This window comes from Sphingomonas sp. BK069 (genome assembly GCF_014193405.1).
Taxonomy (GTDB): Bacteria; Pseudomonadota; Alphaproteobacteria; order Sphingomonadales; family Sphingomonadaceae; genus Sphingomonas.
On the sequence record NZ_JACHZH010000001.1, the window covers coordinates 1563671 to 1590093 of the forward strand.

Sequence of the window (26423 nt, forward strand, 5' to 3'; positions counted from 1 at the left end):
GCGCGGCGCGTCTATGGTGCGCGATGTGACAGGAAGGATGACGATGGAGGAGCGGCTCGCCGCGATCGCGCCGCGGCTGCGGCGGCAGCTCGACCGGCTCTACGGCGCGCAGGGTGACACGGGCGCACTATGGGCCGCGACCGAGGCGCTGCTACGCGCGCGCCACGCCGAGCGGCCCGAGGCACTGCGCTCGCTCGACGCGGCGCGGCTCAACGATCCCGAGTGGTTCGTCCGCCCCGACATGCTGGGCTACTCCACTTACGTCGACCGCTACGCCGGCACGGTGGCGGGGTTGGCCGGGCGGGTCGACCATCTCGAGTCACTCGGTGTGCGCTACCTCCACCTGCTCGCGCTGCTCAAGGCGCGCGAGGGCGACAGCGACGGCGGCTTCGCGGTCTCCGACTATCTCGCAGTCGAGCCGCGGCTCGGGACGATCAATGACCTCGAGGCGCTCACCGCGCGGCTGCGCGCGGCACGGATCAGCCTGTGCGTTGACCTCGCGCTCAACCACACCGCGGACGATCATCTCTGGGCAAGAGCGGCGAAGGCGGGCGACCCCTTCTACCGCGACTTCTACATCGTGCTCGACGCGGCCGAAGCGCGCGCCCGCGAGGCCGCGCTGCCGCAGGTCTTCCCCGCCACGGCGCCGGGCAATTTCACCGCGGTGCCCGCGATGGGGGGCCATGTCTGGACCACCTTCTACCCGTTCCAATGGGACCTGAACTGGCGCAACCCGCACGTCTTCCTCGCGATCCTGGACGTCGCGCTGCGACTCGCCAATCGCGGCGTGGAGGCATTCCGGCTCGACAGCATCGCCTTCCTCTGGAAGCAGCCCGGCAGCGACTGCCGCAACCTGCCCGAGACGCACTACATCGTCCGCGCGCTGCGCGCCGCGCTCGACATCGCCGCGCCCGCCACGCTGCTCAAGGCCGAGGCGATCGTGCCCACCGCCTTCGTGCCGCCCTATTTCGGCCGCGACGAGGGTCAGGGTTTCGAGCCCGAGTGCCACCTCGTCTACAACAACTCGCTGATGGTGGCGGGCTGGGTCGGGCTGGCGGAGCAGTCCGCGGCACTCCCCGCCGCGATCGTCGCCGCGAGCGGCGGGCTGCCGCGCGGTGCCAACTGGCTGAGCTACGCGCGCTGCCACGACGATATCGGCTGGGGATCGGTCCTGGGCGACCTGCGCGCGATCGATCCCGCGCCCGAGCGCCGGCTCGCCGCGGCAGCGCATTCTCTCGAGGGCGCGGACGGCGGCTGGGGTCGCGGCGCGCCGTTCCAGAGCGACGGCGCGGTGCTCCACGGCAGCAATGGCACGATGGCCTCGCTCGCCGGATTGGAATCGGCCCGCGACGATGCGGAGCGCGAGGCGGCGTACCGGCGCATCGCGCTGCTCAACGCGCTGGCGATCGCGAGCGGCGGGTTGGCGACGACCTACATGGGCGACGAGCTCGGGCTGCTCAACGACTATGGCTATCGGGACGACCCGGAGCGCGCGCATGAGGGTCGCTGGCTGCACCGGCCCGAGATGGACTGGGCGGCGCTCGACGGCGCGGCGGCGCGGCGCATCAGCGGCGACCTGGGGGCGCTGCGGGCGGCGCGCGTGGCGAGCGGCGCCGCGGGCGCGCCGGCACTGATCGAGACGGGCGCCTCGGCGCTGCTCGGCGTGGCATGCGGACGCGACCGAGTATTCCTCAACTTCGGCGCGGCGCCCGTGGCTCTCACCTCGGCAAACCGCGATCGGTTGACCGGGGCAACCTGCGACACCGTCCCGGGCTGGGGTGTGGTCTGGCTGGAGGAAGAGCGATGAGGCCGGCCACGGGAACCGCGCGGGGAACGTCGCGCCCCCGCCTCTCGCTGGCGCGGATCGTCGAGATGAACCTCGGTTTCCTCGGCCTGCAATTCTCCTTCGGGCTGCAGCAGGCCAACATGGCCCCGATCTACGGCTACCTGGGTGCCGATGAGGCCACGCTGCCGCTGCTGTGGCTCGCCGGTCCGGTCACCGGTCTGCTCGTCCAGCCGCTGATCGGCGCGATGAGCGACCGCACCACCTCGCGGCTCGGCCGCCGGACCCCCTATTTCCTCGTCGGTGCGGTGCTGTGCAGCCTGTGCCTGTTCGCGATGCCATACAGCCGCGCCTTATGGATCGCGGCGAGCCTGTTGTGGGTGCTCGACGCGGCCAACAACGTCACGATGGAGCCGTATCGCGCCTATGTCGGCGACCGGCTCGCGCCCGACCAGCGGCCGACCGGCTTCCTCACGCAATCGGCCTTCACCGGCCTGGCGCAGACGCTCTCCTATCTGGCGCCGAGCCTGCTGGTCTGGTTCGGGCTCGACAAGGACGCGGTCGATGCCAACGGCATCCCCGACATCACGCGCATCGCCTTCGTGATCGGCGCGGTGCTGTCGCTCTCGACGATAATGTGGTCGGTGTGGCGCGTTCCCGAGCTGCCGCTGCCGGTCGAGGAGCGCGCGCGGCTCGAGGCCGAGCCGCTGACGCTCCGGTCGGCCCTCGCCGATCTGCGCACCGCGCTGGCGGAGATGCCGCGGCCGATGCGGCAGCTCGCACTGGCGATGCTCTGCCAATGGTATGCGATGTTCGCTTACTGGCAGTTCATCGCCTTCGCGCTGGCACGATCGCTCCACGGTACCGCCGACGCGACCAGCCAGGCGTTCCGTGACACCGCGTTGACGGTGGGGCAGCTCGGCGCCTTCTACAACGCGGTCGCCTTCGTCGCCGCGATCGCGCTGATGCCGCTCGCGCGGCGCCACGGCGCCAAACGGGTCCACGCCTGCTGCCTCGCCGCCTCGGGCGCGGCGATGATGGCGATCCCGGCGATCGGACAGGAAGCGTGGCTGTACGTCGCGATGGTCGGGATCGGGATCGGCTGGGCCGGGATGATGGGCAACCCGTATGTCATGCTCACCGACATGATCCCGCCCGAGCGCAACGGCGTGTACATGGGCATCTTCAACATGTTCATTGTCATCCCGATGATGATCGAGAGCCTGTCGATCCCATTGTTCTACCACAACCTGCTCGGCGGTGACGCGCGCGCGGTGCTCGTGCTCGCCGGCGTGCTGATGCTGCTCGGGGCGGCGGCCACGGTGATGGTGGGCCGCGGAGCGCGCGCGGCGACGTAGCGACCCCGACATGTGCAGCACCAACCTGAACGCTGCGTGTGACGAGATAGTGTATCACGGACGGCAGCCATGCTTCAGCTGACCGCTCCCCGCACCGTCCAGGCTCCGTCACGTCCCACGCCGAACCGCCGGCTCGATTCGATCGATGCGCTGCCCGGACTCGTCATGCTGCTGATGCTGGCGGACCACACGCGCGAGTACTTCTTGCTGAGCGCGCCGGTGAGCGACCCGATGGATCTTCGCGTCGCCCCACCCGGCCTGGTCGCGGCTCGGCTCGCCGCGCACCTCCGCCCGCCGATCTTCATCGCGCTCGCCGGGGTCTCGGCCTGGCTCTACGGCGCGGCTCGACCGCGCGCGGCGACCGCGCGCTTCCTGCTTGAGCGCGGGCTGTTCCTGCTGCTGCTGGAGTTGACCCTGGTCGGCTTCGCCTGGCGCTTCGCGCTCGCGCCGACGATGATCTATCTTCAGGTCATCTGGGCGATCGGCTGGTCGATGATCGCGTTGGCGGGGCTGCTGTGGCTGCCGCGCGGGGCGCTGATCGCGATCGCCATCGTGCTGATGGCAGGGCACAATCTGCTCGACCCGGTGCGGCTCGCCGCAGGCCACCCGCTGCATCCGTTATGGGCGATACTTCACCAGCGCGACTTTATCGCGCTGGGCGGCGGGGTTGACGCGCGCACCTCCTATCCGGTGCTTCCGTGGCTCGGCGTGATCGCGCTCGGCTACGCGATCGGCCTGTGGTTCCACGCCTCACCGGCCTGGCGGCGGCGCGCGCTCGTGGTGACCGGCACGATCCTGCTGCTTGGCTTCGTGCTGCTGCGCGCGATCAATCGATACGGCGAGCCGGTGCCATGGCAGGCGGGCGCGACGCCGCAGCTGACATTGCTCTCCTTCCTCAACGTGACGAAATACCCGCCGTCGCTCGACTTCCTGCTGTTGACGCTGGGCATCGGCGCATGGCTGCTGGTCGGCTTCAAGTGGCGCGCGCCGGGCTGGCTGTCGGTGCTGGGGAGTGCGCCGATGTTCTTCTACCTGCTTCACCTCTATGTGCTGCACCTGCTTGCCCTCGCCGCCGGCGGGCGCGAGGTGCCGGCGATCGGGCACGTCTGGCTGCTCGCCGCCGCTGTCGCGCCGCCTCTATGGTGGGCGACGCGCTGGTTCGGCGGGATGAAGCGGCGGAGCGCGAGCCGCTGGCTACGCTTCTTCTGAGAGGGCGGGGCGCGAACCTACTGACGTCGCGCGTCCGGCAGCACCCGGTCGATCCAGCCGCCGAGCCGCCCGTGCGACCACGCGAGCGCGCGATAGAACGCTAGCACTGGCCGCGCCCACTGGAGATAGAGCCCCGGCGCCCCGGTCCGCGCCGACAGCCACGCCAGTCGGTGACTCCAGCGCGCGATGCCGGCGCGCGTCCGATATACGAGCCGACGTCGCAGCGGCAGCGCGCGCGCGCCGGGCGCGACCCGCTTGCGCTTGGCGACACCGCCACGCCAGCGCCGCCACGTGAGCCGATAGGCCAGCCCCTCGCGGCGGTGACGAAATCCCGCCGACTGCGTCGCCTCGACGAAGTCGGCGTCGACTTCCTCCAGCGCCAGCCGCCCCTCCTCCACCGCGGCGCGGATCAGACCGTCGACCAGCGGCGTGCGCGCCACCACCACGTTGGTGCCGCGCCCGTCGGACGAGTAAGGCTCGACCCAGGCATCGCCGAACGCGACGTCGGCGGTCTCGGCGACGACGTCGTCGCACATGTCGCACGCGCTGTTCTGGAAAAAGCCCGCGCCCCAGTCGCCATCGGCGAGGTGCCACCAGTCCTCAGCACGCGCGCTACCGTCGTCGAGCGTGAGATGCGCGCGGTACCAATTCGCCGGCCGCCCCGCGTCCTTGATGCGATAGTCGACCGCGCGCACGCGTGCCGGCGGCGTGTCGAGCTGCCACGCGAAGCTGTCGACCAGCCGGGCGCTCTTCTGATGCCCGCAGAACAGCCCGAGCACGTGCGGCACGCGCTCGCGCAGCACCGGGTCGCGCGCGCGTTCGAGCTGGATCATCTTGGCGAAGCACGGCACCGCGACGATCGCGTAGCGCCCCGGCGTGGCACGAATCTCGCGCAGCGCCGCGGAGAGCTCGACCGGATAATAGCGCGACTTCGCGCCGGCCAGCAGCGTCCCGGGATCGCGCGACAGGCGATAAGCGAAGTAGCGCCCGTCCTCCTGCGGCGACGCGACGGGGGCGACATGCGCCACCGCGTCCACTGCGCCCGTGCGCAGCAGCTCGGCGGCGACCCAGCTCACCATGCCGCCCGAGCTGCCGGACTCGCGCCATTCGCCCTCGGCGACATGGCCAACCCAGGTCGATTCATGCCGCCCGAGCAGCGGCGTGGCGCGCGGTGCAGCAGGGAAGCGCTCTGCGGCGATCAGGTCCTCGTCACGCGCGTCGGGCGAGAAGGGGCAGCGTTGCGCGAACTCGGCACTCGGCGTGGACGCGAACGCGCCGTCGGGCTTCCACGTGCCGTAGCGGTCCCACGCCATCGTCCCCTCAGGCGCGTCCGCCGCGCAGCCACCGCAGCCGATGCACAGCCCCGAGCGCACCACGTCGCGCGGCGCGAGCGGCTCAGCCAAGCGCGTGGCGCAGATAGGCGAGTGACTCGGCACGCAGCCCCGCGATCCGCTCGTAGACCGTCGGTGCGGGCGGCGCGCCGAGCAGCGCGTCATAGTCCGCGGCGTCGAGCTCGGGCGAGACGATGTGGCGGCGCGCGTCGAGCGCCGCGGCGAGGTCGCGCACCTTGTTGAAGCGATAGGGCGACGGCGCGGTGACGAACGGCGTTCGATTGTTGAGCGCGAAGACGCAACCGTGGAAGAAATTGGTCACGAGCGCGCTGGCGCTCGCGGCGCGCTGCGCGAACTCCTCCGGACCGGCGGCGATGTCCTGCTCGTCGGCCCAGTCGTTGCGGTATCCGATGCTGACCAGGCGCACCCCGCTGCGCCGACTCCAGTCGCGCATCTGCCGCTGCAGCCACTCCGGGAAACCGTGGCCATAGACCAAGGCGTAGCCGCCCTTGCCCGACGGCGGCGCGGCGGCGTGGACGCGATCGCCGAACTGGAGCACCGGATCGAGGACCAGCGGCGGAGTCGCGCCAAGGGCGGTCTGCACGAGCGCGCGCGAGTTGGCGTCGCGCACCGACACCGCGGTGAAACGCCGCAATTTGGCGGCCCAGTCGTCCGAGATGCCGTCGGCGGCGTCATGATTGCCGAAGCTGGCGGCGTAGGAGACCAGCCGCGGCACGCTCAGCCCCTCGCCGAAGAAGATCGGCGCGCCACCGTACCAAGGGTGGCGGAAGTTCCACACCTCGTCGCTGCCGACGACGATCGCGTCATAACCGCTGGTGTCCGGCCGGTGCAGCGGGAAGCGCGGCGACTGCGGCAGGCGGTCGAACGCCGCGACGAACTTGCGGCCCTTGATCTTGTACGCCGGCAGGTCGGCGCGAGGCGTGCGCTCGGGCAGGGTCGGCTGGAACGAGCAGCGCCACTCGGCACGTGCGACCTGATCGCTGTGATGATCGAGCAGCCGCGCGTCATGGCCCAGCGAGCGCAGTCCCTCGGTTAGGCAGCGTGCCTGCCAGTAGGAACCGTAGTTGATGCAGCGGTGAAAGGTCAGGATCCCGACCTTGCGCGGTGTAGCGGTCATTGCGGAGATAATCGCTTACGGCTCGGCCGGTTCCGCTGATCTTCCCCGGAACGTGGGGCTATCGCCTTTGAAGGTGTGACGCACAGAGCGCTTCACGTCCGCTGTCTTGCCGGACTGGATCCGGGATCCCTCAGTCCAGCAGGCCGTCCGCCAGCAACAGCAGCATCTTGACGTCCATCGCCACGCCCTGGGTGCGCTTCGCCAGCACGAAGCGCGTCAGCTCGGCGCGCGGCACCAGATGCACCTCGATGTCCTCGTCGGCCTCGCCGCCGCCCGGCCCGACCTTCTCCAGCTCGTGCGCGCGCACCAGCGTGAAGCCTTCGCTGTTCATCCCCGGCGACGAGTAGAAGAAGCCCAGCTCCTCGATCCGCCCCGCACGAAAGCCGGTCTCTTCCTCCAGCTCGCGCGCGGCGCCGGCGGCGACCGCCTCGCCCACGGTCTCGTCGCCGATCAGCCCAGCGGGTAGCTCGAGGCAGCGGCGGCCGAGCGGGACGCGATATTGCTCGACCAGCACGACTCGATCGGTGTCGTCGATCGCGACGATGACTGCCGCCTGGATGCCGTTGCGGCGCGACACATACTCCCACTGCCCCTGCGTCTTCACCTCGATGTAGCGGCCAGCCCAGGCCGTCTCGGCAGGAGCGTCGGCGTCGCGGTGCGGCTTGGTCATGGGGTCTCGCTCGATGCTGGCGTCTGGGACGCGCCTCTCTAGGTCAGCGGCGCGACTTGGCGAAGCGCCAATCCGCGCTTAACCTGGATCGGTCCGCACCGGGAGCGGCAGGGAGACGATCATGTTGAAGGATTTCAGGGCGTTTATCGCTCGAGGCAATGTGCTCGACCTGGCAGTCGGCGTGATCATCGGCGGCGCCTTCGCCACCATCACCAAGTCGCTGACCGACGACATCATCATGCCGATCGTCGGCGCGCTCTTCGGCGGCTTCGATTTCTCGAGCTATTTCGTCAAGCTGGGGCCTGTCCCCGCGAACTACGCCGGCTCGCTGACGAGCTATGCCCAGCTCAAGGCGGCGGGGGTGCCGCTGTTCGGCTACGGCGAGTTCATCACCGTGGTGATCAACTTCATCATTCTCGCATTCATCGTCTTCCTGCTGATGCGCAGCGTCAATCGCGTGATCGCCGCGGCCGAGCGCGAGAAGAAGGAAGGCACCGCCGAGCCTGCCGCCGAGCCCGCCGAGGTGGCGCTGCTGCGTGAGATCCGCGACGAGCTGCGCGCCGGGACGACCACGCGCACTCCTCCCCCGCTGGTTTGACCCGATGGCGTCCGGGCGCTCTCCCTGCGCGGGAGAGCGCCGCGGCGTACCAGCGACTGCTCAGTGCAGCGTCGAGTCGGCGAGGTCGTCGGCGTCGACGATGCCGCGACCGACATGGCTGTGGTGGCGGCTGTAGGCGAAGTAGATCACCAGCCCCACCGCGCCCCAGATCGGCAGCACCAGCATCGCCGCCGAGGGCAGGTTGAAGAACAGGAACACGCAGCCCACGATCGTCATCGGCCCCACCAGCCACAGCGCTGGCGTGCGGAAGTCGCGCTTATGGTCGCGCGCGGTGCGACGCAGGATCATGACCGCGATCGCCACCATCATGAAGGCGTAGAGCGTGCCCGCGTTGGCGATGTCGGCGAGCTGCCCGACCGGCAGGAACGCCGCCGCGAACGCCACGCCGATCCCGGTCATCGCGGTGACGACATAGGGCGTCTTCCACTTCGGGTGCACCGCCGAGAGCTTCTCCGGCAGCAGCCCGTCGCGGCTCATCACGAAGAAGATGCGCGTCTGGCCGAACATCAGGATCAGGATCACGGAGGGCAGCGCCAGGAAGGCAGCGATGCCGAGCATGTTACCCACCTTGGACCAGCCGATCGCGCGCAGCACGTGCGCGAGCGCCTCGTTGGAGCAGACCAGCATGTCGGCATATTGCGGCAGCGCGCACTGGCGGGCCAGTTCCTCCGAGCCGGTCGGGAAGGGTATGCCGTTCGGCCCCATGATCGGCTGGCCCCCGATCGTGCCGATCGCGCCGGCGGCGACCAGGATGTAGAAGATGGTGCAGAACAGCAGCGAGCCGATCAGCCCGATCGGCACGTTGCGCTGCGGATTCTTGGTCTCCTCCGCCGCGGTCGAGACGGCGTCGAAGCCGACATAGGCGAAGAAGATCGTCGCCGCCGCGCCCACCGCGCCCACGCCCGTGCCGAAGCCGCCGAACACGCCCGCGGGAAGGAAGGGATTGAACTTGGCGGTGCTGAACGAGTCGCTCGGCAGCGTCAGCGCGACGAAGGCGGTGAGCGCGACCACCTTGATCGCCACTAGCACCGCGTTGACGCGCGCGCTCTCGGTGGTGCCGATCATCAGCAGCCAGGTGATGAGGCCCGCGATCACCACTGCGGGCAGGTTGATGAAGCCGCCGGGTGCGCCGCCTAGCGCCAGCGGCGCGGCGGAGAGCCAGGCAGGCAGATGGATGCCGAGGAACTGGTTGAGAATCGTCCCGCTGAAATACCCCGACCAGCCGACCGCCACCGCGCTGGCGGCGACGGCATATTCGAGGATCAGCGCCCAGCCGACCGTCCAGGCGAGCAGCTCGCCCATCGTGGAATAGGTGTAGGTATAGGCCGACCCTGCCACCGGGATCATCGCCGCGATCTCGGCGTAGCACAGCGCCGCGACGATGCAGATCGCGCCGGCAATGGCGAAGGCCAGCATCAGCCCGGGGCCGGCCTTCTGCGCGCCCGCCGCGGTGAGCACGAAGATGCCGGTGCCGATCACGCAGCCGATGCCGAACAGCGTCAGCTGGAACCAGCCAAGCGTGCGGTGGAGCGACTTGCGCTCGGCGGTGGCGAGGATGGCGTCGAGAGGTTTGACGCGCCCGAAGATCATTAGGTTCGATGCCCCCAAGGGAAATTTGCTGGACAGGAGCGTAGCGGGTGTGCGGCGACGCGCAATAGTGTTGCGCGGAGATGAAAGGGCCGGCGGAGGGACCGTGCGGAACCCATGGTGGCGACTAAGGCCGCCCGTCCGTCATGCCCGACACACATCCGTCATCCCGGACTTGGTCCGGGATCCACCGTGCCGCACATACACCGCGCATTGCTCTTGCGGGAGAGTGGATCCCGGACCGAGTCCGGGATGACGGCGGGGTATAGAAGCACCCTCTTCGAGAAGCTTCACGCGCGGAGGAGGTGCCGCACCGCCCAGATGACGTTCAGTCGACCTCAGACATCCAGCCCCCCGCCCTCACCCGTCCCGCTGCGCCAGCATCGGGCCGAGCGCGCGACCGGCGAGGATGTGGACGTGGAGGTGCGGCACCTCGGCGTGGCTGTCGAGCCCGGTGTTGGCGATCAGGCGATAGCCGCGCTCGACCAGCCCCGCTTCGCGTGCCGCCTGGCCGATCGCGCGGGTGAGGCTGACGATCTCCTCCGCGCTCGCGCTCTCCGAGAAATCGTCCCAGCTGACGTAGCGGCCCTTCGGAACCGCGAGCAGGTGGACCGGCGCCCAAGGGGCGATGTCGTGGAAGACGATGCTGTGCTCGTCCTCATAGACCCGCCGCGACGGGATCTCGCCGCGTACCAGCTTGGCGAAGATGTTGGCGTCGTCGTAGGGCTGGGTAGCGTCCACCGTCATCGGGCGATCCTCATTCTGGGCGGAAGGAGAGCGGCAGCGGGCCACCGCGCGCGGCTTTCTCGTCATGCCCGGACACGCCCTCGCGCCGTGACAGTTCGGCGCGGACCTCGTCGAGCGTCAGCCCAGCGTCCGCGAGCAGCACCATGAGGTGATACAGAAGGTCCGCCGCCTCGGGAACGATCGCGCGCTCGTCGCCGTGCAGTGCGGCGATCACGGTCTCGACCGCTTCCTCGCCGAGCTTCTGCGCGATGCGCGGCCGCCCCTTGGCGAACAACGAGGCGGTGTAGGAGGAGGTCGGGTCGGCGCCGCGGCGCGAGGCGACCGTCGCGAAGAGCCGATCGAGCGGGTCGGGCTGGTCCATGGTCGCGGGCGTGCCGCGGGAGGCGGCGCTGGTCAAGCCGGAGCACGGCGGTCGCTGCCCTCAGCGACCGATCGCGCGCAGGCCGGTGTCGAGCTGCGCGCGCAGGTTGGCGGCGACCGCGGGAGAGACATCGGGTCGCGGCGCCGCGGCCTTCCCCCGACGCAGCCGCGCGCGGTCGCCCTCGGGCGGCTCGACCACGCGGACGCGCACCGCGACATGGCCGCGCGCGCGCACGCCGAGCCGCTCCGCCGCGCCGCGCGACAGGTCGATCAGCCGGTCGCGCGCGAACGGGCCGCGATCGTTGACTCGCAGCAGGATCACACGCCCGGTGTCGAGCGCGGTCACCTCGACGTAGCTCGGCAGTGGCAGCGTCGGATGCGCCGCGGTGACCCATTTGGCGCGGAAGCGTTCGCCCAGCGCGGTGCGGTTCCCCGACTCGCTGCCGTACCAGCTGGCATAGCCGAGCATGTCGTAGCTGGGGTCGACCGCGGGCGTGTAGGTGACCCCGCGCACCACATAGGGCCGGCCGAGCCGCACCGGCGTGTCGCTGACCGGGCGGTAATGGCCGCCGCAGCCGGCGAGCAGCGTCGCCAGCAGCGCCGCCCCCGCCGCGCGCCGCGCAGTGCGCCTCAATGCGCGCGCACCGGCACGCCAGCGGCGGCGAGCGCGGCATGCGCCTCGGCCACGGTGGCCTGGCCGAAGTGGAAGATCGAGGCGGCGAGCACCGCGGAGGCATGGCCCTCGGTCACCCCCGCGACGAGATCGTCGAGCGTGCCCACGCCGCCCGAGGCCACCACCGGCACCTCGGTGCGATCGGCGATCGCGCGCACCAGCGCGAGATCGTAGCCGCCGCGCGTGCCATCGCGGTCCATCGAGGTGACGAGCAGCTCGCCCGCGCCCAGCTCGGCCAGGCGCAGCGCGTGCGCCACCGCGTCGATCCCGGTGGCGCGGCGCCCGCCGTGCGTGAACACCTCCCAACCGTCGCCGACGCGACGCGCGTCGACGCTGGCGACGCAGCATTGGCTGCCGAACCGCTCGGCGATGTCGCTCACCAGCTCGGGGCGGGCCACCGCGGCGGAATTGATCGCGACCTTATCCGCGCCGGCGAGCAGCAAAGCGCGCGCGTCCTCCGCGCTGCGCACCCCGCCCCCGACGGTGAGCGGCATGAAGCAGACCGCGGCGGTGCGGCGGACCACGTCGAGGATGGTACCGCGCGCCTCGTGGCTGGCGGTGATGTCGAGGAAGCAGAGCTCGTCCGCGCCGGCGGCGTCATAGGCGCGCGCCTGCTCGACCGGGTCGCCCGCGTCAATCAGGTCGACGAAGTTGACGCCCTTGACGACGCGTCCCTCGGCGACGTCGAGGCACGGGATCACGCGGGCACGGACAGTCATGCGTGGGGCTCATGCCGAAGCGGGTAAGCGAGGGCAAGGGCGGTCGCCGACGTCGGTCAGCGTTGAGGTTCCTTGAAGCACGCGCGGCGGCATCATCGCCTTTTAACGGCCGAGGAGTGTCGGTTGATGCGATGCCGCTTCTGTGCGCTGCTGGTGATCCTGGCCAACCCGAGAGGCGCCTTCCCGACCGAGTGGCCGCATGCGCGCCGGACGATCACCTGCTGGTCCTGGTTCCGGCAGCGAACATGGGAGGGCCAGCTGGAGCAGACGGAGCGTTTCTGGGTGCAGGCTCCCCACGCACGACGATGTGCGACGAACGGCTTGGCCTGGCGCTCCGAGCAGCGACGGCCGGTGCTCGACCGCGTTCTCTGACGCTCCTACGCTGGGGCCGGCAGCTACGCCGCCGCCGCCACGCTCAGCGCAGCCGCCAAATCGAGTCGCCCGTCGTACAGCGCCCGCCCGGTGATCACGCCCTCGACGCCGTCGCGCGCGTGTAGCGCCAGGACGTGGATGTCGGCGATACCGGCCACGCCGCCGCTCGCGATCACGGGAATGTCGACCGCGCGCGCGAGGTCCACCGTCGCCTCGATGTTGGCGCCCTTGAGCAGCCCGTCGCGACCGACGTCGGTGAACAGCAGCGCCGCCACGCCCGCGTCCTCGAAGCGGCGCGCGAGCTCGACCACGCTGGTGGTGGAAACGTCGGCCCAGCCCTTGGTCGCGACCATGCCGTCGCGCGCGTCCACCGCGACCACCACGCCGCCGGGAAAATCGCGCGCGGCGCCGCGGACGAACTCGGGGTCCTCCAGCGCGGCGGTGCCGATCACCACGCGCGACACGCCGAGGTCGAACCAGCGCTCGACGCTCTCGCGCGTGCGGATGCCACCGCCGAGCTGGACGTGGCCGGGGAAGCGCGCGACGATCGCGCGCACCGCGTCGCCGTTGACGCTGGCGCCGGCGAAGGCGCCGTCGAGGTCGACGACGTGAAGGTGTTGCGCGCCGGCGTCGGCGAACAGCATCGCCTGCGCCGCGGGATCGTCGCCGTAGACCGTGGCGCGCGCCATGTCGCCCTCGGCGAGGCGGACCACTTGGCCCTGTTTGAGGTCGATCGCGGGAAAGACGATGAGGGTCATGCGGGGCTACTCTGGGAGGTGATGCGGCGGGCGGACGCGCCGAGGGAGGCGTTCGACGGGCGCCACGTCGCCCCTCTCACTGCCGTCATCCCGGACTTGGTTCGGGATCCACCGTGCCGCCCATCCAGCGGCCGGCGAGCACGTGGAGCCCTGGATCCTGAAACGAGTTCAGGATGGCGCCTCGGACGGGAAGAGGGCGACCGACTCACCACCGCCGTGCCCCTCACGGCCGCCACGCCAGGAAGCGCTCCAGCAGCGCCAGCCCGTAGCGCTGGCTCTTCTCGGGATGGAATTGCACCCCTACCACATTCTCGCGCGCCACCGCGGCGGTGACCGGACCGGCATGGTCGGTGGTCGCCACCACATGCGCGCCGGTGAAGGCGTAGCTGTGGAGGAAATAGGCTTCGCCCGGGACGATCAGCGCGTGCTCGACCTGCGGCACCACGTCGTTCCAGCCCATGTGCGGCACCTTGGCGTCGGTGCCCGCGACGTCGATACGGCGGACGGTCCCGTCGATCCACCCGAGCCCGGCGTGGCGGCCGAGCTCCTCGCCCGTGGTCGCGAGCAGCTGCATCCCGACGCAGATGCCGAGGAACGGCGCGCCCTCCGCCAGCACCCGCTGCTCGAGCGCGGGCACCAGCCCGTCGACCGCGCGCAGCGCCGCGGCGCAGGCCCCGAACGCGCCCACGCCGGGCAGCACGATCCGATCGGCGCGCGCGACCGCGTCGGGGTCGGCGGTGACCACGAGGTCATCGCACCCCGCGGCGCGCAGCGCATTGGCGACCGAGTGGAGGTTGCCCGCCTGATAGTCGATCAGCGCCAGCGTCATGCCAGCCACGCGCGGACCGGGTCGGCGGCGAAGCTGGCGTGGAACGGCACCACCTCCACGGTCGCCGCGCCGGCGGTGACGAACGGGTCGGTCGCGGCGATCGCCTCGGCCGCGGCGCGGTGGCCGCGCACCACGATGACCCCGCCGGTACGAGGCTCGCGCCGGCCCGCCACCAGGAAGGCGCCCTCCGCGAAGCCCGCGTCGAGCCAGGCGACGTGCGCCGCCATCAACGAGTCGAGCTCGTCGAGCGGGCGCACGTAGCTCAGCAGGATCAGGCTCAGCTCGCCGCCGGCACGATAGCGACTCACAGCGTCCCCTTGGTCGAGGGGATCACGCCGACCTTGCGCGGGTCGATCTCGATCGCCTCGCGCAGCGCGCGCGCCAGCCCCTTGAACGCGCTCTCGGCGATATGGTGGTTGTTGTCGCCGTAGAGCGTCTCGACGTGGAGCGTGATCCCGGCGGTCTGCGCGAAGCTGTGGAACCAGTGCTGGAACAGCTCGGTGTCCATCTCGCCCAGCCGGGTCTGGGTGAAGCCGGTCTTCCACACCAGCCACGGCCGCCCCGAGATGTCGAGCGCGACTCGGGTCAGCGTCTCGTCCATCGGCGACAGCGCATCGGCGTAGCGGCGGATGCCGCGCTTGTCGCCGAGCGCCTGCGCCACCGCGCTGCCGAGCGCGAGCGCGCTGTCCTCGACGGTGTGGTGCTGATCGATATGGAGGTCGCCGTCGCAGTGAAGCGTGACGTCGATCAGCGAGTGGCGCGCGAGCTGCTCCAGCATATGGTCGAAGAAGCCGACGCCGGTATGGATGTCATACTGGCCGGTGCCGTCCAGGTCGACGGAGACGCTGATACGGGTCTCGCTGGTATCGCGGCGGAGCGTGGCGGTGCGCATGCAGCCGGTCCATAACGCGCTGCGCGGTCCAAGCAACCTTGACCGCTCGGCCCATCACGCTACCCATAAGCGCATGAACGACATGCTGCCCGACAGCCAGATCCCCTATGACGAGATCGTGCAGGAAGCGCTGCGCGCCGTCGTCGGGCGCGTGCTCGGCGTGGTCGCCGAGACCGGGGGGCTGCCCGGCCAGCACCATTTCTATATCACCTTCAAGACTCAGGCGCCCGGCGTCGATATCCCGGCGCGGCTGGTCGAGCGCTTCCCCGACGAGATGACGATCGTGCTCCAGAACCGCTTCTGGGACCTGACGGTCGACGAGGAGCGTTTCTCGGTGGGGCTGAGCTTCAACCAAGTGCCGTCGAAGCTGGTAATCCCGTACTCGGCGATCACCGGCTTCCACGACCCGGCCGTGAACTTCGAGCTGCGCTTCCAGGCGCAGGAAGGGCCGGGCGACGGCCCGGGCGGGCACGATCCGGCCGAGAATGACGGCCCGCCTGCGGGCGGCGCGAGCGACGGCTCGAACGTCGTCGCGGTGGATTTTAAGCGCAAGAAGTGATCGAGCGAGTCGCCGCGCCCGACGCGGCGGTACGCGCCGCGATCCTTGCGCCGCTGGTGGCGCACAACGATTCGGCAGTGGGGCAGATGCCGCGCGAGGAGATCGCGCTGGTGCTGCGCGACGAGGCCGGGGCGATCGTCGGCGGGCTGTGGGGCGTGGCGAGCTATCGCTGGCTGTTCGTGCAATATCTCGCGCTCCCGCCGGAGCGGCGCGGCCGCGGCGAGGGACGCGCGCTGATGCTCGCCGCGGAAGCCGAGGCGGCGCGACTCGGGTGCGTCGGCGTGTGGCTCGACACGTTCAGCTTCCAGGCGCGCGGCTTCTACGAGAAGCTCGGCTACGCGCTGTTCGGTACGATCGACGACTATCCGCCGGGCGAGTCGCGCTTTTTCCTGGCGAAGCGGATCGGCTGAGGGGCGAAAGAGCCCCCTCTTAGTCACGTTCGCCGTGCCACTCCGTCATCCCGGCCTTGAGCCGAGATCCATCCTGCCGCCTACATCGCCGAACGATGCGGTCGCGGCACCATGGATGTCGGGTCGAGCCTGGCCGGGCGGCGTAGCGGCACGCCCCGTCATCACCCGAACGTCTTTACCGCCTCTGCCATCACCGCGTAGACCCGATCAAGATCGTCCGCCCCGATGCAATAGGGCGGCATGACGTAGAGCGTGTCGCCGAGCGGGCGCAGCAGCACGTCGCGCTCGCGGAAGAAGGCCATCAGTCGCGGCGCGCGATCGGACAGATAGCCCGCCCGCTCCCCCAGCTCGAGCGCCGCGATCGTGCCGAGCGAGCGCGCACCGCTCACCCCCGGCAGGGCGGCGAGCGCGGCCACGCGTTCGGCCTGTGCCCCCGCCAGCGCCGCTACGCGCTCGCGCACCGGCTCGCCGCGCCAGATCGCGAGATTGGCGCAGGCGGCGGCGCAGGCGATCGGGTTGGCGGTGTAGCTCGACGAGTGGAAAAACATCCGCGCGCGGTCGGCGCTAAGATGCGCCTTGAACAGCGGCTCGGTCGCCATCGTCACCGCCAGCGGCACCGCGCCGCCGGTCAGCCCCTTGGAGAGGCAGAGGATGTCGGGCACCACGCCGGCCTGCTCGCACGCCAGCAGCGTGCCGGTGCGACCCCAGCCTGTCATCACCTCGTCGGCGATGAAGAGCACGCCGTGGCGCGCGCAGATCGCCCTCATCTCGGCGAGCACCGCGGGCGGGTAGAACAGCATCCCGCCCGCGCCGAGCACCAGCGGCTCGACGATGAACGCCGCCGCGCCGGCCGCGCACGCCTGCTCCAGCGAATCGAGCGTCGCCTGCTCCGCGCCCGCGGCGGGGAACGGGACGGTGCCGACGTCGAACAGCAGCGGCGTATAGGGACGGTTGAACACGCCACGCGCGCCGACCGACATCGCGCCGATCGTGTCGCCGTGATAGCTGTGCGCCATCACCAGGATGCGGTCGCGCGGCTCGCCACGCGCGTGCCAGTATCCCAGCGCCATCTTGAGCGCGACCTCGACGCTGGTCGAGCCCGAGTCGGAGAAGAAGACGCGGGTCAGCTCGGCCGGCATGATCGCGGTCAGCCCGCGCGCCAGCGCCTCGGCGGGCTCGTGCGTCCAGCCGGCGAAGATGATCTGGTCGAGCCGCTCGGCCTGATCACGGATCGCCGCGACGATACGCGGGTGGTTGTGGCCGTGCGTCGTCACCCACCAGGAGGAGATCGCGTCGATGACGCGGCGCCCATCGGCCGTGTACAGGGCCGCGCCCTCGCCGCGGGCGACGAGCGGGATCGGCTCGCCCAGGCCGTGCTGGGTGAAGGGATGCCAGACCGGCGAGCCGCTCATCGGAACGCCGCCACGTCGAAAGCGTCGGCGAAGGCGCTCGCCAGTGCGGTCGGATCGAGCCGCGGCAGCCGCGGCAGTCGGCCGAGTCGGCGCACGCGCCCAACCGCCGCGATCGTCGCCTCGCTATCCTCCTGCGCGTCGCCGATGAAGGCGACGCCGAGCAGCGGTACGCCGCGGGCGCGCAGCGCCTCGATCGAGAGCAGGCTATGGTTGATCGTGCCCAGCGAGGTGCGCGCCACCAGCACGGCGGGGCAACCCCAGCACGCGATCTGGTCGGCGAACAGCCAGTCGCGCGTGAGCGGCACCAGCGCGCCGCCCGCGCCTTCCACCACGAGATCGCCCCCGATCGGGGGCAGCGCCAGCCGCGCGGGGTCGATCACGACGCCGTCGAGCTCGGCGGCGCGGTGCGGCGAGCAAGGTGTGGTGAGCCGATACGCCTCGGGGACGATCCGCGCGCGCGCGACGCCGAGCGACTCGACACTGGCCGCGTCGCTACCGTCCTCCAGCCCGGCCTGCACAGGCTTCCAGTAGGACGCGTCGAGCGCCACGGTCAGCGCCGCCGCGAAGACGGTCTTGCCCACGTCGGTGTCGGTGCCGGTCACCGCGATCACGCTCATCGCCGCGCCCCCGGCGTCGCAAAGGCCACTGCCTCGGCGAGCGAGTCGATCTCCGCCACACCGACGTGGAGCGTCAGCGACAGCCGCAGCCGCGCGCTTCCCGCCGGCACGGTGGGCGGCCGAATCGCGCGCACGTCGAAGCCGGCACGCTGCACCGAAGCGGCGAGGTCGAGCGCGGCGCGGTCGTCGCCGACCAGCAGCGGCATCACCTGGGTACCCGTCACCGTGGCGCCGAGCGGCCCGAGCCGCGCACCGGCATGCGCGATCAGCGCGTGTAGGCGCTGGCGCCGCTGGGGCTCGTCGGCGAGGATCGCCAGAGCGGCGCGCGCCACGGCGGCGGCGAGCGGCGCGGGCGCGGTCGAGAAGATGAACGGCCGGGCGCGCGCCACCAGGAAGTCGCGCACCAGCCGTGAACAACACACCAACGCGCCTTCGCAGCCGAGGGCCTTGCCGAAGGTCTTAAGCGTGATGACGTTCTCGCGCCCGTCGAGCGTATCGGCGAGGCCGCGTCCGTGCGCGCCCCACACGCCGGTAGCGTGCGCCTCGTCGATCACCAGCATCGCGCCGTGGCGCTCGGCGACCGCGGCGAGGTCGGCGAGCGGGGCGCGATCGCCGTCCATGCTGTAGAGGCTCTCCACCGCGATCCAGGGCGTGCCGGTGCCGCCGCGGGCGCGCCACGCCGCGATCGTCGAGTCGACCGCGTCCGCGTCGTTGTGCGGCGTGGCCACGGTCTCGGCGCGGCCGAGCCGCATCCCGTCATGAGCGCTCGCGTGGACGAGCGAGTCATACACCAGCAGGTCCCCCGGCTGGGGCAGCGCCGCGAACAGCGCGGTGTTGGCGGCATAACCGCTGCCGAAGAACAGCGCCGCGGCGCTGCCGAAGAAGCGCGCGCCCTCCGCCTCCAGCGCCTCATGCTCGGGATCGTTGCCGCGCAGCAGCCGCGACCCGCCGGAGCCGAGCGCGACACCGCGCTCCAGCGCGGCGGTCGCTGCCGCGCGCAGCCGCGGTGCCGTGGCCAACGCGAGATAGTCGTTCGAGGAGAAGTCCACGCCGTGCCGCGGTGCGAGCGTACGGAGCCGGTCGCGTGCGGCGAGCGCGGCGAGATGATCACGGTGCAAGGCGAGCAGCATCGCCGCGCCTATAGGTCCTGACGGCGGGGAAAGACCAGCCGGCGCGGCGAGCCGCGGCTGCGGCGAGACGCGGCACGACCCGGCGGGCGCGACGTTGTCCGCGGTATGACACGACGCTCCCTCCCTGCCGCCGGCCCCGCGCTCGCCGCGGTCGCCGTCGCCGGCGCGCTCGCCGGCTATCTCTACGCCAGCCGGCGCCCCGCCGCGCCCGCCACCTATCCGCCGCTCGACGTGCCCAAGCCGTTCGCAGACAATATCTGGCTGGTCGACAGCGGCCCGATCCACGCCGGCGGTCTGACGCTGCCGGTGCGCATGACGGTGGTCCGGCTCGACGATGGCGCACTGCTGCTCCACTCGCCCACGCCCTACACGCCGGCGCTGGCCGCGGCGTTGGAAGGACTCGGGCCGATCCAGCATCTGGTCGCGCCCAACGTGGCCCACTGGACCTATCTGCCGCGCTGGCAGCGCGCCTTCCCGCGCGCGACCTTGTGGGCCGCACCCGGTCTCGCCGAGCGGGCGCAGGTGCGTCGCGCCGGATTGCGGATCGACTCGGTGCTGGGCGAAGCGGCGCCGCCCGCCTGGGCGAGCGCGATCGACCAGGGCGTGATCGAAGGTGGTGCCGGCTTCCGCGAGACCTGGTTCCTGCACCGCGCCACGCGCACGCTGATCCTCACCGATCTGGTGCAGAACCTCGAACCCGAGCGGCTGCCCGCGGTCACCGCGCTCGTCGCTCGCGCGACCCGCGGCACCGCGGGTACCACGCCGCTCTACCTGCGCGCGGCGCTGCGGCTCGGCGGCGAGCCGATGCGCGCCGCGATCCGCGCGATGGTGGCCCTGCAACCCGAGCGCGTGGTGATGGCGCACGGCGCCCCGTTCGCGAGCGGCGGCGCGGGCCGCCTCAAGGGTGCGTTCGCCTGGGTGTAAGCGACGCTCAGTCGAAGCGGACGATCGCCTTGAGCACGGTGTCGGCCGCGTCGATCAGCTCGGGCAGTCGTCGCGGCAGATCCGCCGCCTCGACGCTGTGGCTGTGGAGCGCGTCGGTAGCGATCGTGCCGTCGCGGATCGCGGCGATGACGCGCGCGAAGTCGGCGGCGAGCGCGTTGCGGCTGGCGATCAGCGTCGTCTCGCGCTTATGGAACTCGGGATCCGCGAAGACCAGGTCACCCTTGACCACGCTCACCAGCACGTAGCTGCCGCCGTGCGCGACCTGGCGAAGCCCGTCGCACATCGCGGCGAGATTGCCCGTCGCATCGAACACCGTCTCGAAGAAATCGCCGTCGGTCAGCGCCGCGAAGCGCGCCTGCGCCGCATCGTCGGCGAGCACCAGCGAGTCGAAGCCGAAGTCGCGGGCGGCGCGATCCAGCCGCGGCTCACGCGAGTCGCACAGCGTTACTGCGGCGCCGTCCAGCCGCGCGAACAGAGCGGTGGCGAGGCCGATCGGCCCCGCCCCCTTCACCAGCACGCTGCCTCCCACCCGCAGTCGCGCGCGCGCCACCGCATGCGCGCCGATCGCGAGAAACTCGACCATCGCCGCCTGCTCCGACGTGAGCCCGGTGGCGTCGATCGCGGCGCTTTCGGGCACCGCGATCAGCTCGGCCATGCCCCCGTCGGTGTGGACTCCGAGCACCGCGATGTGGGCGCAGCAATTGGGCTTGCCGGCGCGACAGGCGACGCAATGGCCGCAGGCGAGATAGGGATTGATCGTCACCGCTTGGCCCGGACGAAAGGCGGATCCCGGCGGCGCCTCGACCACCTCGCCGGCCAGCTCATGCCCCATGACGCGGGGATAGCTGAGAAACGGCTGGTTGCCGGCATAGATGTGGTAATCGGTGCCGCACAGGCCGACGCGCTGGATCCGCACCAGCAACGCGTCGCTCGCGCGCGTCGGGGGCTCGCGCTCGGCGACGCGCAACGCCAGCGGTCGGTCGCAGATGATCGTCAGCACGGCGGAGCGCGTCCTTTTGGGCGAGGGTTCTTCCGCCTATGAAAGAGCATTAACGCACGTGCAATCCCAATCAAGGAAGTGAATAGCCTGAGCCGGGCAGGCCCGCGACGGTCGCTCGCACGAAGACCGAGGCATCGCGGCCTCACCACCCATCATCGATCGATCTAAGCGCGAGAGCTCGTCAGCGGGGTCGCCGTTAGTCCGACGCGCCCGTCGCCCTGCCCAGGACATGGTCGCGCCCGAGCATGCCGGCCGCTCGCGTGAGAACAGATCTCGGAAATATCAATCGGTCGCGGCCACACATTATCAGACCACGCTGACCTTCAGTAACCAGATCGAGGCATCCCGCCCACAAGATGTACAACAACAGCACCTTACCCGTAGAATATGCACAAGGGAAAGGTTGCAATTAATTCTCATGGTGAAGAGGCCTTTACCGACAGCGAAGACAATCATTGCAGCAGTTTATCTTGACAGCCGCCCGAACTGATCTCGACAACAAGAGATCATATACGGTCTACGGTACAATGGGGCGCTTCAAACGATCAATGGAGCACCCCCATGCTCTTGCCAAGAAAAGTAGCATCGCGACGTCCGGCAGCAGCGCGCACGAGGGGGGCTCGCGTAATTCGGCGCTCTCCAGCAACAGCGTGCGGCTCACCGCCGAGGCGGAGAAGCGCAAGGCGCGCACCTTCGCGCGCCAGCAGAAGGGTTCGGAGCGGCTCGCCTCCGCCACCGCCGAGCTGTCGAGCGGCATCGCCGAGGCATCGAGCGCGGCGGAAGAGCTGCGCCGCGCCGCCGAGCAGATCAGCGTCGGCGCCGAACAGGCCTCGGCCGCGGCGCAGCAGACGATGAAGGCGATGACCAATGCGGTCGACCTGCTGCGCGACATGCGCCAGCGCGCCAACGGCTCGGCGACGCTGACGCAGTCCTTGTCCGAGCTGGTGGCGCGCACCGGCGCGGAGGTCGGCGCCTCGCTCGAGGCGGTGTCGCGCGCCGCGGAGCGCCAGGCGAGCTCGGTCGAGCTGGTCGAGGAGCTCGATCGTCAGGCGCTCGCGATCGGCGACGTGGTCAAGGCGGTGGCGCATATCGCGGACCAGACCAACCTGCTCGCACTCAACGCCGCGATCGAGGCGGCGCGTGCCGGCCAGCATGGCAAGGGCTTCGCGGTGGTCGCCGACGAGGTGCGCACGCTGGCCGAGACCAGCGAGAAGTCCGCGCGCGACATCCAGGAGCTGATCGCGCAGGTGCAGCAGGACGTGCGCGTCGTCGCCGAGGGCATTGGCACCTCCGCCACCAACGCGCGCGAGGAAGCCGCCAAGGGCGGCGCGGTGATCGCCGGGCTCGACCGGATCCGCGACGACATGGCGACGATCATGACGGGCTGCACCACGATCGCGAGCGACGCCGAGGAAGCGGTCCAGGCCGCCAACGAGGCGCTGAAGGGCGCCGAGCTGATCGCCGCCGCCGCCGAGGAGCAGAGCGCCGCGTGCCAGGAGACCAGCCACACGATCGACCAGCAGTCCAACGCGCTGGCGCAGAGCGAGCAGGCGGCGCAGGAGCTCGGCCAGCTCGCCGACGAGCTCAAGAACAGCAGCAACATCGGCAAGAGCGCCGAGGAAGTGGCGTCCGCCGCGGAGGAACTCTCCAGTGCCGTGGAGGAGATCAGCCGCGCCTCGACCCAGGTCGCCACCGCGCTGGAGCAGATCAGCCGCGGCGCGCAGCAGGCCGCCTCGGCGACGCAGCAGTCCTCGGCCGCGATCGAGCGGCTCTCCGAGAACGCCAAGACCGCGGCGGAACAGACGAATCATGGCGCCGAGCGCGGCGAGCAGATCACCGATCTGCTCAAGGAGAACAAGGTCCTCATCGACACGATGATGCGGGGCGTGGCCGAGTCGGTCAGCGCCGGCCGCGCCAGCCGCGACCAGATCGCCGCGCTGGAACAGGTCAGCCGCCGCATCGACAAGATCGTCGACGCGATCACCACCGCCTCTATTATCGCTCGGTCTTCGAGGCCGCCGGCTTCGTCGTCGAGGAAGCGGCCAACGGGCTTGAGGGGCTGGAGCGCGCGCTGGTCGAGCCGTTCGACCTGCTCGTCGTCGACGTCAACATGCCCAAGATGGACGGCTACACGCTAATCGAGCGGCTGCGCGGCGACGCCGCCGGGCAGGCAGTGCCCATCGTCACGATCAGCACCGAGGCGGGCACGAGCGACGCGGAGCGCGCGCTCGAGGCCGGGGCCAATCTGTATTTGATCAAACCCGCCGCGCCCGCAGCGCTGCGTCATTACGCCGCGCTGATGACGGGGGTGGCGGCGTGAGCGACCTGCTACTGACCCGCTTCGTCGAGGAGGCGCGCGAGCTGCTCCAGGCGGCCGCGGCCGGGCTGCTCGTGCTCGAGCGCGCGCCCGACGACGACGCCGCGATCAACGAGGTGTTTCGCGCGGTCCACACGCTCAAGGCCTCGTCCGGGCTGTTCGACGCCGCCGCGCTGACGCGGCTGGTCCATGCCGGCGAGGACCTGCTCGCCGCGGTACGTGCCGGCGAGTTCGCGTTGACCTCGCAGGTGGTGGACGAGCTGCTCGACAGTTTCGATCAGGTCAGCGTCTTCATCGACCAGCTCGCGCGCCACGGTCGGCTCGCGGCCGACGCTGAGCGCACCGCCGCGCACCATGCCGGCCTCCTGCGCGCGCATCTGGGCACGGCGTCAGGCGGCACGACGCCACCCACACCCGACGCGGCACTGACGGTGGCGCCGACCGACTGGCTCGCCGACTTCGATGCCGCCGCGCTCGCCGCCGCGACTGCGCGACACGCCGCGGGCGAGGCGATCCTCGTGCTGCGCTACGAGCCCGACGCCGCCTGCTTCTATACCGGGAGCGACCCGGTGGCGGCGATCCAGCAGCTGCCCGAGCTGATCGGCCTCGCGATCGCGCCGCGACAGCCGTGGCAGCCCGGCCCCGACTTCGACCCCTATGACTGCAACCTGCGCCTGACCGTGCTGACCGCGGCGACGCGTGAGGCTGCGGAGGAGGCGATGGCCTATGAACTCGACCAGTGCGCGCTGTGACTGCTACCCGGCGCCGATGCGGTCGACCCGGTCTCGCCCGTGCCGACCGCCGCGCACGGCGCGGGGGACGCCGCGACCGATAGCTCGCCGGTGCGCGTCCTGGTGTCGACTCAGCTGCGGCTGCTCGCGCAGTCCGGCTATGATCCGGCGCGGCTGAGCTCGGTCGCGGCGGTGATCGGCAACGCGCTGCGCAGCCTCGGCCATCATCTGCTCGCCGATTTGTGGCAGGCGGTTCTGGCCGAGGCGCATGCCGCGCAGGACGTCGCGCCGCTGCTCGGCTTTCTCGCCACGCTCGACCCGCTCGCCGACGCCGAGCCCGCGGCCGCCGCGGCGCCGCCGCGCGTGCCCGAGCCGCCGCGCCCCGCCGCCATGGCGGAGGCGCCCGCCCCGGCGCGCACGCTGCGGGTCGACCAGAGCAAGATCGACACGCTGATGACGCTCATCGGTGAGCTGGTCGTCTCCAAGAACGCGCTGCCGTTCCTCGCCAAGCGCGCCGAGGAGATCCACGGCTCGCGCGAGATGGCGCGCGAGATCAAGGAGCAATATGCGATCATCGATCGGCTGACGCAGGAGCTGCAGGGCGCGATCATGCAGGTGCGCATGCTACCGGTGGCCGAGATCTTCGACCGCTTCCCGCGGCTGGTGCGCGACCTCGGGCGGCGGCTCGACAAGCAGGTCGAGCTGGTCGTCGAGGGGCAGGACACCGCCGCCGACAAGACGATCATCGAGGCGCTCGGCGATCCGCTGCTCCACGTCGTGCGCAACTCGCTCGATCACGGCATCGAGCTGCCCGAGACGCGCGTCGCCGCGGGCAAGGCGGCCGCGGCGACGCTGCGGCTGCGCGCCTTCCAGGACACCGATAGCGTGATCGTCGAGGTCAGCGACGACGGCTGCGGCATCGATCCCACCGCTATCCGCGATGCCGCGGTGAGCAAGGCGCTCGTCACGCGCGAGGCGGCGGACCGGCTGACCGACCAGGAAGCCGTCAACCTGATCTACCGCCCCGGCTTCTCCACCGCGGCCGAGGTCTCGGATCTGTCGGGGCGCGGCGTCGGCATGGACGTGGTGCTCAGCACCGTGCACAAGCTGGGCGGACGCGTCTCGGTCCAGTCGCAGCTCGGCCAAGGCACCACCACGCGGCTGACGCTGCCACTCAGCATGGCGGTGACCCGCGTGATGGTCGTCGACATCGCGGGCAGCCTTTACGGCATCCCGATGGACCTTGTCGTCCAGACCGTGCGGTTGCGGCAGGAGGCGATCCGGCGCGTCGGTCGCGACGAGGTGTTCGTGCTGCGCGACGCGATCGTGCCGCTGGTGCGGATGGCGCAGCGGCTCGGCGCGGGCGAGGCGGCGCGCGCGCCGGGCGAGCGCGGCGAGGCGGTGCTGGTGTGCCGCGTCGCGGGCGAGACGATCGGCCTCGTCATCGACGATTTCCGCGAGGGCATGGACGTCATCCTCACGCCGATGGACGGACTGCTCGCCGCGGTGCCTGGCTATTGCGGCACCACCCTGCTCGGTGACGGGCGCGTCCTGCTCATCCTCGACCTCAAGGAGCTGCTGTGATGCCGATCCGCTACACGCGCGCCCGCGTGCATTTCGAACAGCGCTGCACGGTCGAGGAGGCGCTGGAGCTGGTCGCCTTCCTCGCCAGGACACCCAGGGCCAGCGTGTCGCTGGTGCACTGCACCGGCATGCACAGCGCGCTGGTCCAGGTGCTGCTCGCGTTCCGCCCACCGCTGCACGGCACGCCGTCGCCCGCGCTGGCGCCGCTGCTGCCCTTCCTCACCGCCGCGCCCGCGCCGGCATCCACCGACCACTGACGGAGTCACACGGAGCTACCATGTCTGATTCGATCCTGATCGTCGACGATTCCCCCTCGATGCTGATGAGCGTCGAGATCATGCTCGGCGAGACCAGCCTCACGGTGCACAAGGCCGAGAGCGGCGAGCAGGCGCTCGAGCTGCTCAGCGGCGGACTCAAGCCGGCGATGATCCTGACCGATCTGAACATGGGATCGCTGAGCGGGATCGACCTGGTCCGCGTCGCGCGCCAGCTGCCCGGCCTGAGCTTCACGCCCATCGTCCTGCTCACCACCGAATCGGCGCAGGACATGCGCAACGTCGCCAAGGCAGCGGGTGCGACCGGCTGGCTCACCAAGCCGGTCGAGGCCGATGCATTGCTCAAGATCGTCCGGAAGCTGGTGCCCTCGGCCTGAGCCCGCGCCGGGAGGAGTGAC

The 26423-nt window shown here is 70.8% G+C and carries 28 protein-coding genes and 1 pseudogene; 13 read left to right on the forward strand and 16 right to left on the reverse strand.

What is annotated here, in order from left to right; translation table 11 throughout:
* The first annotated feature begins 25 nt into the window (after nt 1-25).
* The 3 genes from FHY02_RS07525 (at nt 26) to FHY02_RS07535 (ending at nt 4350) form a co-directional block, all read left to right on the forward strand.
* Complete coding sequence (locus FHY02_RS07525) at nt 26-1807, forward strand: alpha-amylase family glycosyl hydrolase (protein WP_183921164.1); 1782 nt, start codon at nt 26-28, stop codon at nt 1805-1807.
* Entirely contained in the window at nt 1804-3141 is a 1338-nt protein-coding gene (locus FHY02_RS07530) for an MFS transporter (RefSeq protein WP_183921165.1), read from the forward strand. Before FHY02_RS07525 ends, FHY02_RS07530 begins: the two co-directional genes overlap by 4 nt.
* Before the next feature lie 69 nt (nt 3142-3210).
* Nucleotides 3211-4350, forward strand: coding sequence for a DUF1624 domain-containing protein (locus tag FHY02_RS07535; protein ID WP_183921166.1), 1140 nt, complete (start codon nt 3211-3213; stop codon nt 4348-4350).
* A 17-nt stretch (nt 4351-4367) separates the two neighbouring features.
* Here the strand turns inward: FHY02_RS07535 and FHY02_RS07540 are convergent, their stop codons facing one another.
* The 3 genes from FHY02_RS07540 to FHY02_RS07550 form a co-directional block, all read right to left on the reverse strand.
* Nucleotides 4368-5753, reverse strand: coding sequence for a Coenzyme F420 hydrogenase/dehydrogenase, beta subunit C-terminal domain (locus tag FHY02_RS07540; protein ID WP_260172671.1), 1386 nt, complete (start codon nt 5751-5753; stop codon nt 4368-4370).
* Entirely contained in the window at nt 5746-6819 is a 1074-nt protein-coding gene (locus FHY02_RS07545) for a polysaccharide pyruvyl transferase family protein (RefSeq protein ID WP_183921168.1), read from the reverse strand. Before FHY02_RS07545 ends, FHY02_RS07540 begins: the two co-directional genes overlap by 8 nt.
* Before the next feature lie 130 nt (nt 6820-6949).
* Nucleotides 6950-7489 (reverse strand): NUDIX hydrolase, encoded by a 540-nt coding sequence (locus tag FHY02_RS07550; protein ID WP_183921169.1) that lies wholly within the window; start codon nt 7487-7489, stop codon nt 6950-6952.
* Between the two features lie 121 nt (nt 7490-7610).
* On the opposite strand from FHY02_RS07550, the gene mscL reads away from it, so the two are divergent.
* The gene (gene mscL / locus FHY02_RS07555; RefSeq protein WP_183921170.1) at nt 7611-8087 is read left to right on the forward strand and encodes a large conductance mechanosensitive channel protein MscL; all 477 of its coding nucleotides are present in this window, start codon (nt 7611-7613) and stop codon (nt 8085-8087) included.
* A 60-nt stretch (nt 8088-8147) separates the two neighbouring features.
* Here the strand turns inward: mscL and FHY02_RS07560 are convergent, their stop codons facing one another.
* From FHY02_RS07560 to hisB, 9 genes are all read right to left on the reverse strand, one after another.
* Nucleotides 8148-9698, reverse strand: coding sequence for an amino acid permease (locus FHY02_RS07560; RefSeq protein WP_183921171.1), 1551 nt, complete (start codon nt 9696-9698; stop codon nt 8148-8150).
* Between the two features lie 357 nt (nt 9699-10055).
* Nucleotides 10056-10442, reverse strand: a complete 387-nt coding sequence (locus FHY02_RS07565; protein WP_183921172.1) for an HIT domain-containing protein — start codon at nt 10440-10442, stop codon at nt 10056-10058.
* Between the two features lie 10 nt (nt 10443-10452).
* On the reverse strand, nt 10453-10803 hold the full coding sequence (locus FHY02_RS07570) for a phosphoribosyl-ATP diphosphatase (RefSeq protein WP_183921501.1): 351 nt from the start codon (nt 10801-10803) through the stop codon (nt 10453-10455).
* A 60-nt stretch (nt 10804-10863) separates the two neighbouring features.
* Nucleotides 10864-11436, reverse strand: a complete 573-nt coding sequence (locus FHY02_RS07575; RefSeq protein WP_183921173.1) for a septal ring lytic transglycosylase RlpA family protein — start codon at nt 11434-11436, stop codon at nt 10864-10866.
* Nucleotides 11433-12194: an imidazole glycerol phosphate synthase subunit HisF gene (gene hisF, locus FHY02_RS07580; RefSeq protein ID WP_183921174.1), complete on the reverse strand. Its 762-nt coding sequence runs from the start codon at nt 12192-12194 to the stop codon at nt 11433-11435. The genes FHY02_RS07575 and hisF overlap by 4 nt, the downstream gene beginning before the upstream one ends.
* 395 nt (nt 12195-12589) lie before the next feature.
* Nucleotides 12590-13324, reverse strand: coding sequence for a 1-(5-phosphoribosyl)-5-[(5-phosphoribosylamino)methylideneamino]imidazole-4-carboxamide isomerase (gene hisA, locus FHY02_RS07585; protein WP_183921175.1), 735 nt, complete (start codon nt 13322-13324; stop codon nt 12590-12592).
* A 223-nt stretch (nt 13325-13547) separates the two neighbouring features.
* On the reverse strand, nt 13548-14153 hold the full coding sequence (gene hisH / locus FHY02_RS07590) for an imidazole glycerol phosphate synthase subunit HisH (RefSeq protein ID WP_183921176.1): 606 nt from the start codon (nt 14151-14153) through the stop codon (nt 13548-13550).
* Nucleotides 14150-14461 carry a YciI family protein gene (locus FHY02_RS07595; protein ID WP_311731792.1) on the reverse strand — a complete coding sequence of 104 codons (312 nt, stop codon included), beginning with the start codon at nt 14459-14461 and terminating at the stop codon, nt 14150-14152. The genes hisH and FHY02_RS07595 overlap by 4 nt, the downstream gene beginning before the upstream one ends.
* Nucleotides 14458-15045 (reverse strand): imidazoleglycerol-phosphate dehydratase HisB, encoded by a 588-nt coding sequence (hisB, locus tag FHY02_RS07600; RefSeq protein ID WP_183921177.1) that lies wholly within the window; start codon nt 15043-15045, stop codon nt 14458-14460. Before hisB ends, FHY02_RS07595 begins: the two co-directional genes overlap by 4 nt.
* Before the next feature lie 73 nt (nt 15046-15118).
* Here hisB and FHY02_RS07605 point away from each other — a divergent pair, with 73 nt between their 5' ends.
* Together FHY02_RS07605 and FHY02_RS07610 are read left to right on the forward strand one after the other, a co-directional pair.
* Nucleotides 15119-15604 carry an SspB family protein gene (locus FHY02_RS07605; protein WP_183921178.1) on the forward strand — a complete coding sequence of 162 codons (486 nt, stop codon included), beginning with the start codon at nt 15119-15121 and terminating at the stop codon, nt 15602-15604.
* Nucleotides 15601-16014, forward strand: a complete 414-nt coding sequence (locus FHY02_RS07610; protein ID WP_311731793.1) for a GNAT family N-acetyltransferase — start codon at nt 15601-15603, stop codon at nt 16012-16014. The genes FHY02_RS07605 and FHY02_RS07610 overlap by 4 nt, the downstream gene beginning before the upstream one ends.
* Nucleotides 16015-16175: 161 nt before the next feature.
* On the opposite strand, the gene FHY02_RS07615 is transcribed toward FHY02_RS07610, so the two are convergent.
* The 3 genes from FHY02_RS07615 to FHY02_RS07625 are packed head-to-tail and all read right to left on the reverse strand — an operon-like array spanning nt 16176 to nt 19173.
* A complete protein-coding gene (locus tag FHY02_RS07615; protein WP_183921179.1) occupies nt 16176-17426 on the reverse strand; it encodes an adenosylmethionine--8-amino-7-oxononanoate transaminase in 1251 nt (416 codons plus the stop codon).
* On the reverse strand, nt 17423-18043 hold the full coding sequence (bioD, locus tag FHY02_RS07620) for a dethiobiotin synthase (protein ID WP_183921180.1): 621 nt from the start codon (nt 18041-18043) through the stop codon (nt 17423-17425). The genes FHY02_RS07615 and bioD overlap by 4 nt, the downstream gene beginning before the upstream one ends.
* Entirely contained in the window at nt 18040-19173 is a 1134-nt protein-coding gene (locus FHY02_RS07625; RefSeq protein ID WP_183921181.1) for an 8-amino-7-oxononanoate synthase, read from the reverse strand. The genes bioD and FHY02_RS07625 overlap by 4 nt, the downstream gene beginning before the upstream one ends.
* A 105-nt stretch (nt 19174-19278) precedes the next feature.
* Here FHY02_RS07625 and FHY02_RS07630 point away from each other — a divergent pair, with 105 nt between their 5' ends.
* On the forward strand, nt 19279-20097 hold the full coding sequence (locus FHY02_RS07630) for a DUF4336 domain-containing protein (RefSeq protein WP_183921182.1): 819 nt from the start codon (nt 19279-19281) through the stop codon (nt 20095-20097).
* 7 nt (nt 20098-20104) lie between these two features.
* Here the strand turns inward: FHY02_RS07630 and FHY02_RS07635 are convergent, their stop codons facing one another.
* The gene (locus FHY02_RS07635) at nt 20105-21118 is read right to left on the reverse strand and encodes a zinc-binding alcohol dehydrogenase family protein (protein ID WP_183921183.1); all 1014 of its coding nucleotides are present in this window, start codon (nt 21116-21118) and stop codon (nt 20105-20107) included.
* A gap of 548 nt (nt 21119-21666) precedes the next feature.
* On the opposite strand from FHY02_RS07635, the pseudogene FHY02_RS23415 reads away from it, so the two are divergent.
* The 6 genes and pseudogenes from FHY02_RS23415 to FHY02_RS07660 form a co-directional block, all read left to right on the forward strand.
* Nucleotides 21667-22581, forward strand: a pseudogene (locus FHY02_RS23415) (methyl-accepting chemotaxis protein); the annotation flags it as partial.
* Between the two features lie 26 nt (nt 22582-22607).
* Nucleotides 22608-23438, forward strand: a complete 831-nt coding sequence (locus FHY02_RS22920) for a response regulator (RefSeq protein ID WP_311731805.1) — start codon at nt 22608-22610, stop codon at nt 23436-23438.
* Complete coding sequence (locus FHY02_RS22640) at nt 23435-24187, forward strand: Hpt domain-containing protein (RefSeq protein WP_221198478.1); 753 nt, start codon at nt 23435-23437, stop codon at nt 24185-24187. The genes FHY02_RS22920 and FHY02_RS22640 overlap by 4 nt, the downstream gene beginning before the upstream one ends.
* A 39-nt stretch (nt 24188-24226) precedes the next feature.
* Nucleotides 24227-25750, forward strand: a complete 1524-nt coding sequence (locus FHY02_RS07650; protein WP_221189941.1) for a chemotaxis protein CheA — start codon at nt 24227-24229, stop codon at nt 25748-25750.
* Nucleotides 25750-26007 (forward strand): hypothetical protein, encoded by a 258-nt coding sequence (locus tag FHY02_RS07655; protein WP_183921184.1) that lies wholly within the window; start codon nt 25750-25752, stop codon nt 26005-26007. The genes FHY02_RS07650 and FHY02_RS07655 overlap by 1 nt, the downstream gene beginning before the upstream one ends.
* Nucleotides 26008-26027: 20 nt before the next feature.
* The gene (locus tag FHY02_RS07660; RefSeq protein WP_183921185.1) at nt 26028-26402 is read left to right on the forward strand and encodes a response regulator; all 375 of its coding nucleotides are present in this window, start codon (nt 26028-26030) and stop codon (nt 26400-26402) included.
* Nucleotides 26403-26423: the final 21 nt, after the last annotated feature.

Coding starts and splice junctions, on each gene's coding strand:
- FHY02_RS07565 (WP_183921172.1), bottom strand. CDS start 10,442: ATGACGGTGGACGCTACCCAGCCCTACGACGACGCCAACATCTTCGCC.
- FHY02_RS07605 (WP_183921178.1), top strand. CDS start 15,119: ATGAACGACATGCTGCCCGACAGCCAGATCCCCTATGACGAGATCGTG.
- hisB (WP_183921177.1), bottom strand. CDS start 15,045: ATGCGCACCGCCACGCTCCGCCGCGATACCAGCGAGACCCGTATCAGC.
- FHY02_RS07530 (WP_183921165.1), top strand. CDS start 1,804: ATGAGGCCGGCCACGGGAACCGCGCGGGGAACGTCGCGCCCCCGCCTC.
- FHY02_RS07660 (WP_183921185.1), top strand. CDS start 26,028: ATGTCTGATTCGATCCTGATCGTCGACGATTCCCCCTCGATGCTGATG.
- mscL (WP_183921170.1), top strand. CDS start 7,611: ATGTTGAAGGATTTCAGGGCGTTTATCGCTCGAGGCAATGTGCTCGAC.
- hisH (WP_183921176.1), bottom strand. CDS start 14,153: ATGACGCTGGCGCTGATCGACTATCAGGCGGGCAACCTCCACTCGGTC.
- bioD (WP_183921180.1), bottom strand. CDS start 18,043: ATGAGCGTGATCGCGGTGACCGGCACCGACACCGACGTGGGCAAGACC.
- hisA (WP_183921175.1), bottom strand. CDS start 13,324: ATGACCCTCATCGTCTTTCCCGCGATCGACCTCAAACAGGGCCAAGTG.
- FHY02_RS07535 (WP_183921166.1), top strand. CDS start 3,211: ATGCTTCAGCTGACCGCTCCCCGCACCGTCCAGGCTCCGTCACGTCCC.
- FHY02_RS07545 (WP_183921168.1), bottom strand. CDS start 6,819: ATGACCGCTACACCGCGCAAGGTCGGGATCCTGACCTTTCACCGCTGC.
- FHY02_RS07560 (WP_183921171.1), bottom strand. CDS start 9,698: ATGATCTTCGGGCGCGTCAAACCTCTCGACGCCATCCTCGCCACCGCC.
- FHY02_RS07550 (WP_183921169.1), bottom strand. CDS start 7,489: ATGACCAAGCCGCACCGCGACGCCGACGCTCCTGCCGAGACGGCCTGG.
- FHY02_RS07570 (WP_183921501.1), bottom strand. CDS start 10,803: ATGGACCAGCCCGACCCGCTCGATCGGCTCTTCGCGACGGTCGCCTCG.
- FHY02_RS07655 (WP_183921184.1), top strand. CDS start 25,750: ATGCCGATCCGCTACACGCGCGCCCGCGTGCATTTCGAACAGCGCTGC.
- FHY02_RS07630 (WP_183921182.1), top strand. CDS start 19,279: ATGACACGACGCTCCCTCCCTGCCGCCGGCCCCGCGCTCGCCGCGGTC.
- hisF (WP_183921174.1), bottom strand. CDS start 12,194: ATGACTGTCCGTGCCCGCGTGATCCCGTGCCTCGACGTCGCCGAGGGA.
- FHY02_RS07625 (WP_183921181.1), bottom strand. CDS start 19,173: ATGCTGCTCGCCTTGCACCGTGATCATCTCGCCGCGCTCGCCGCACGC.
- FHY02_RS07615 (WP_183921179.1), bottom strand. CDS start 17,426: ATGAGCGGCTCGCCGGTCTGGCATCCCTTCACCCAGCACGGCCTGGGC.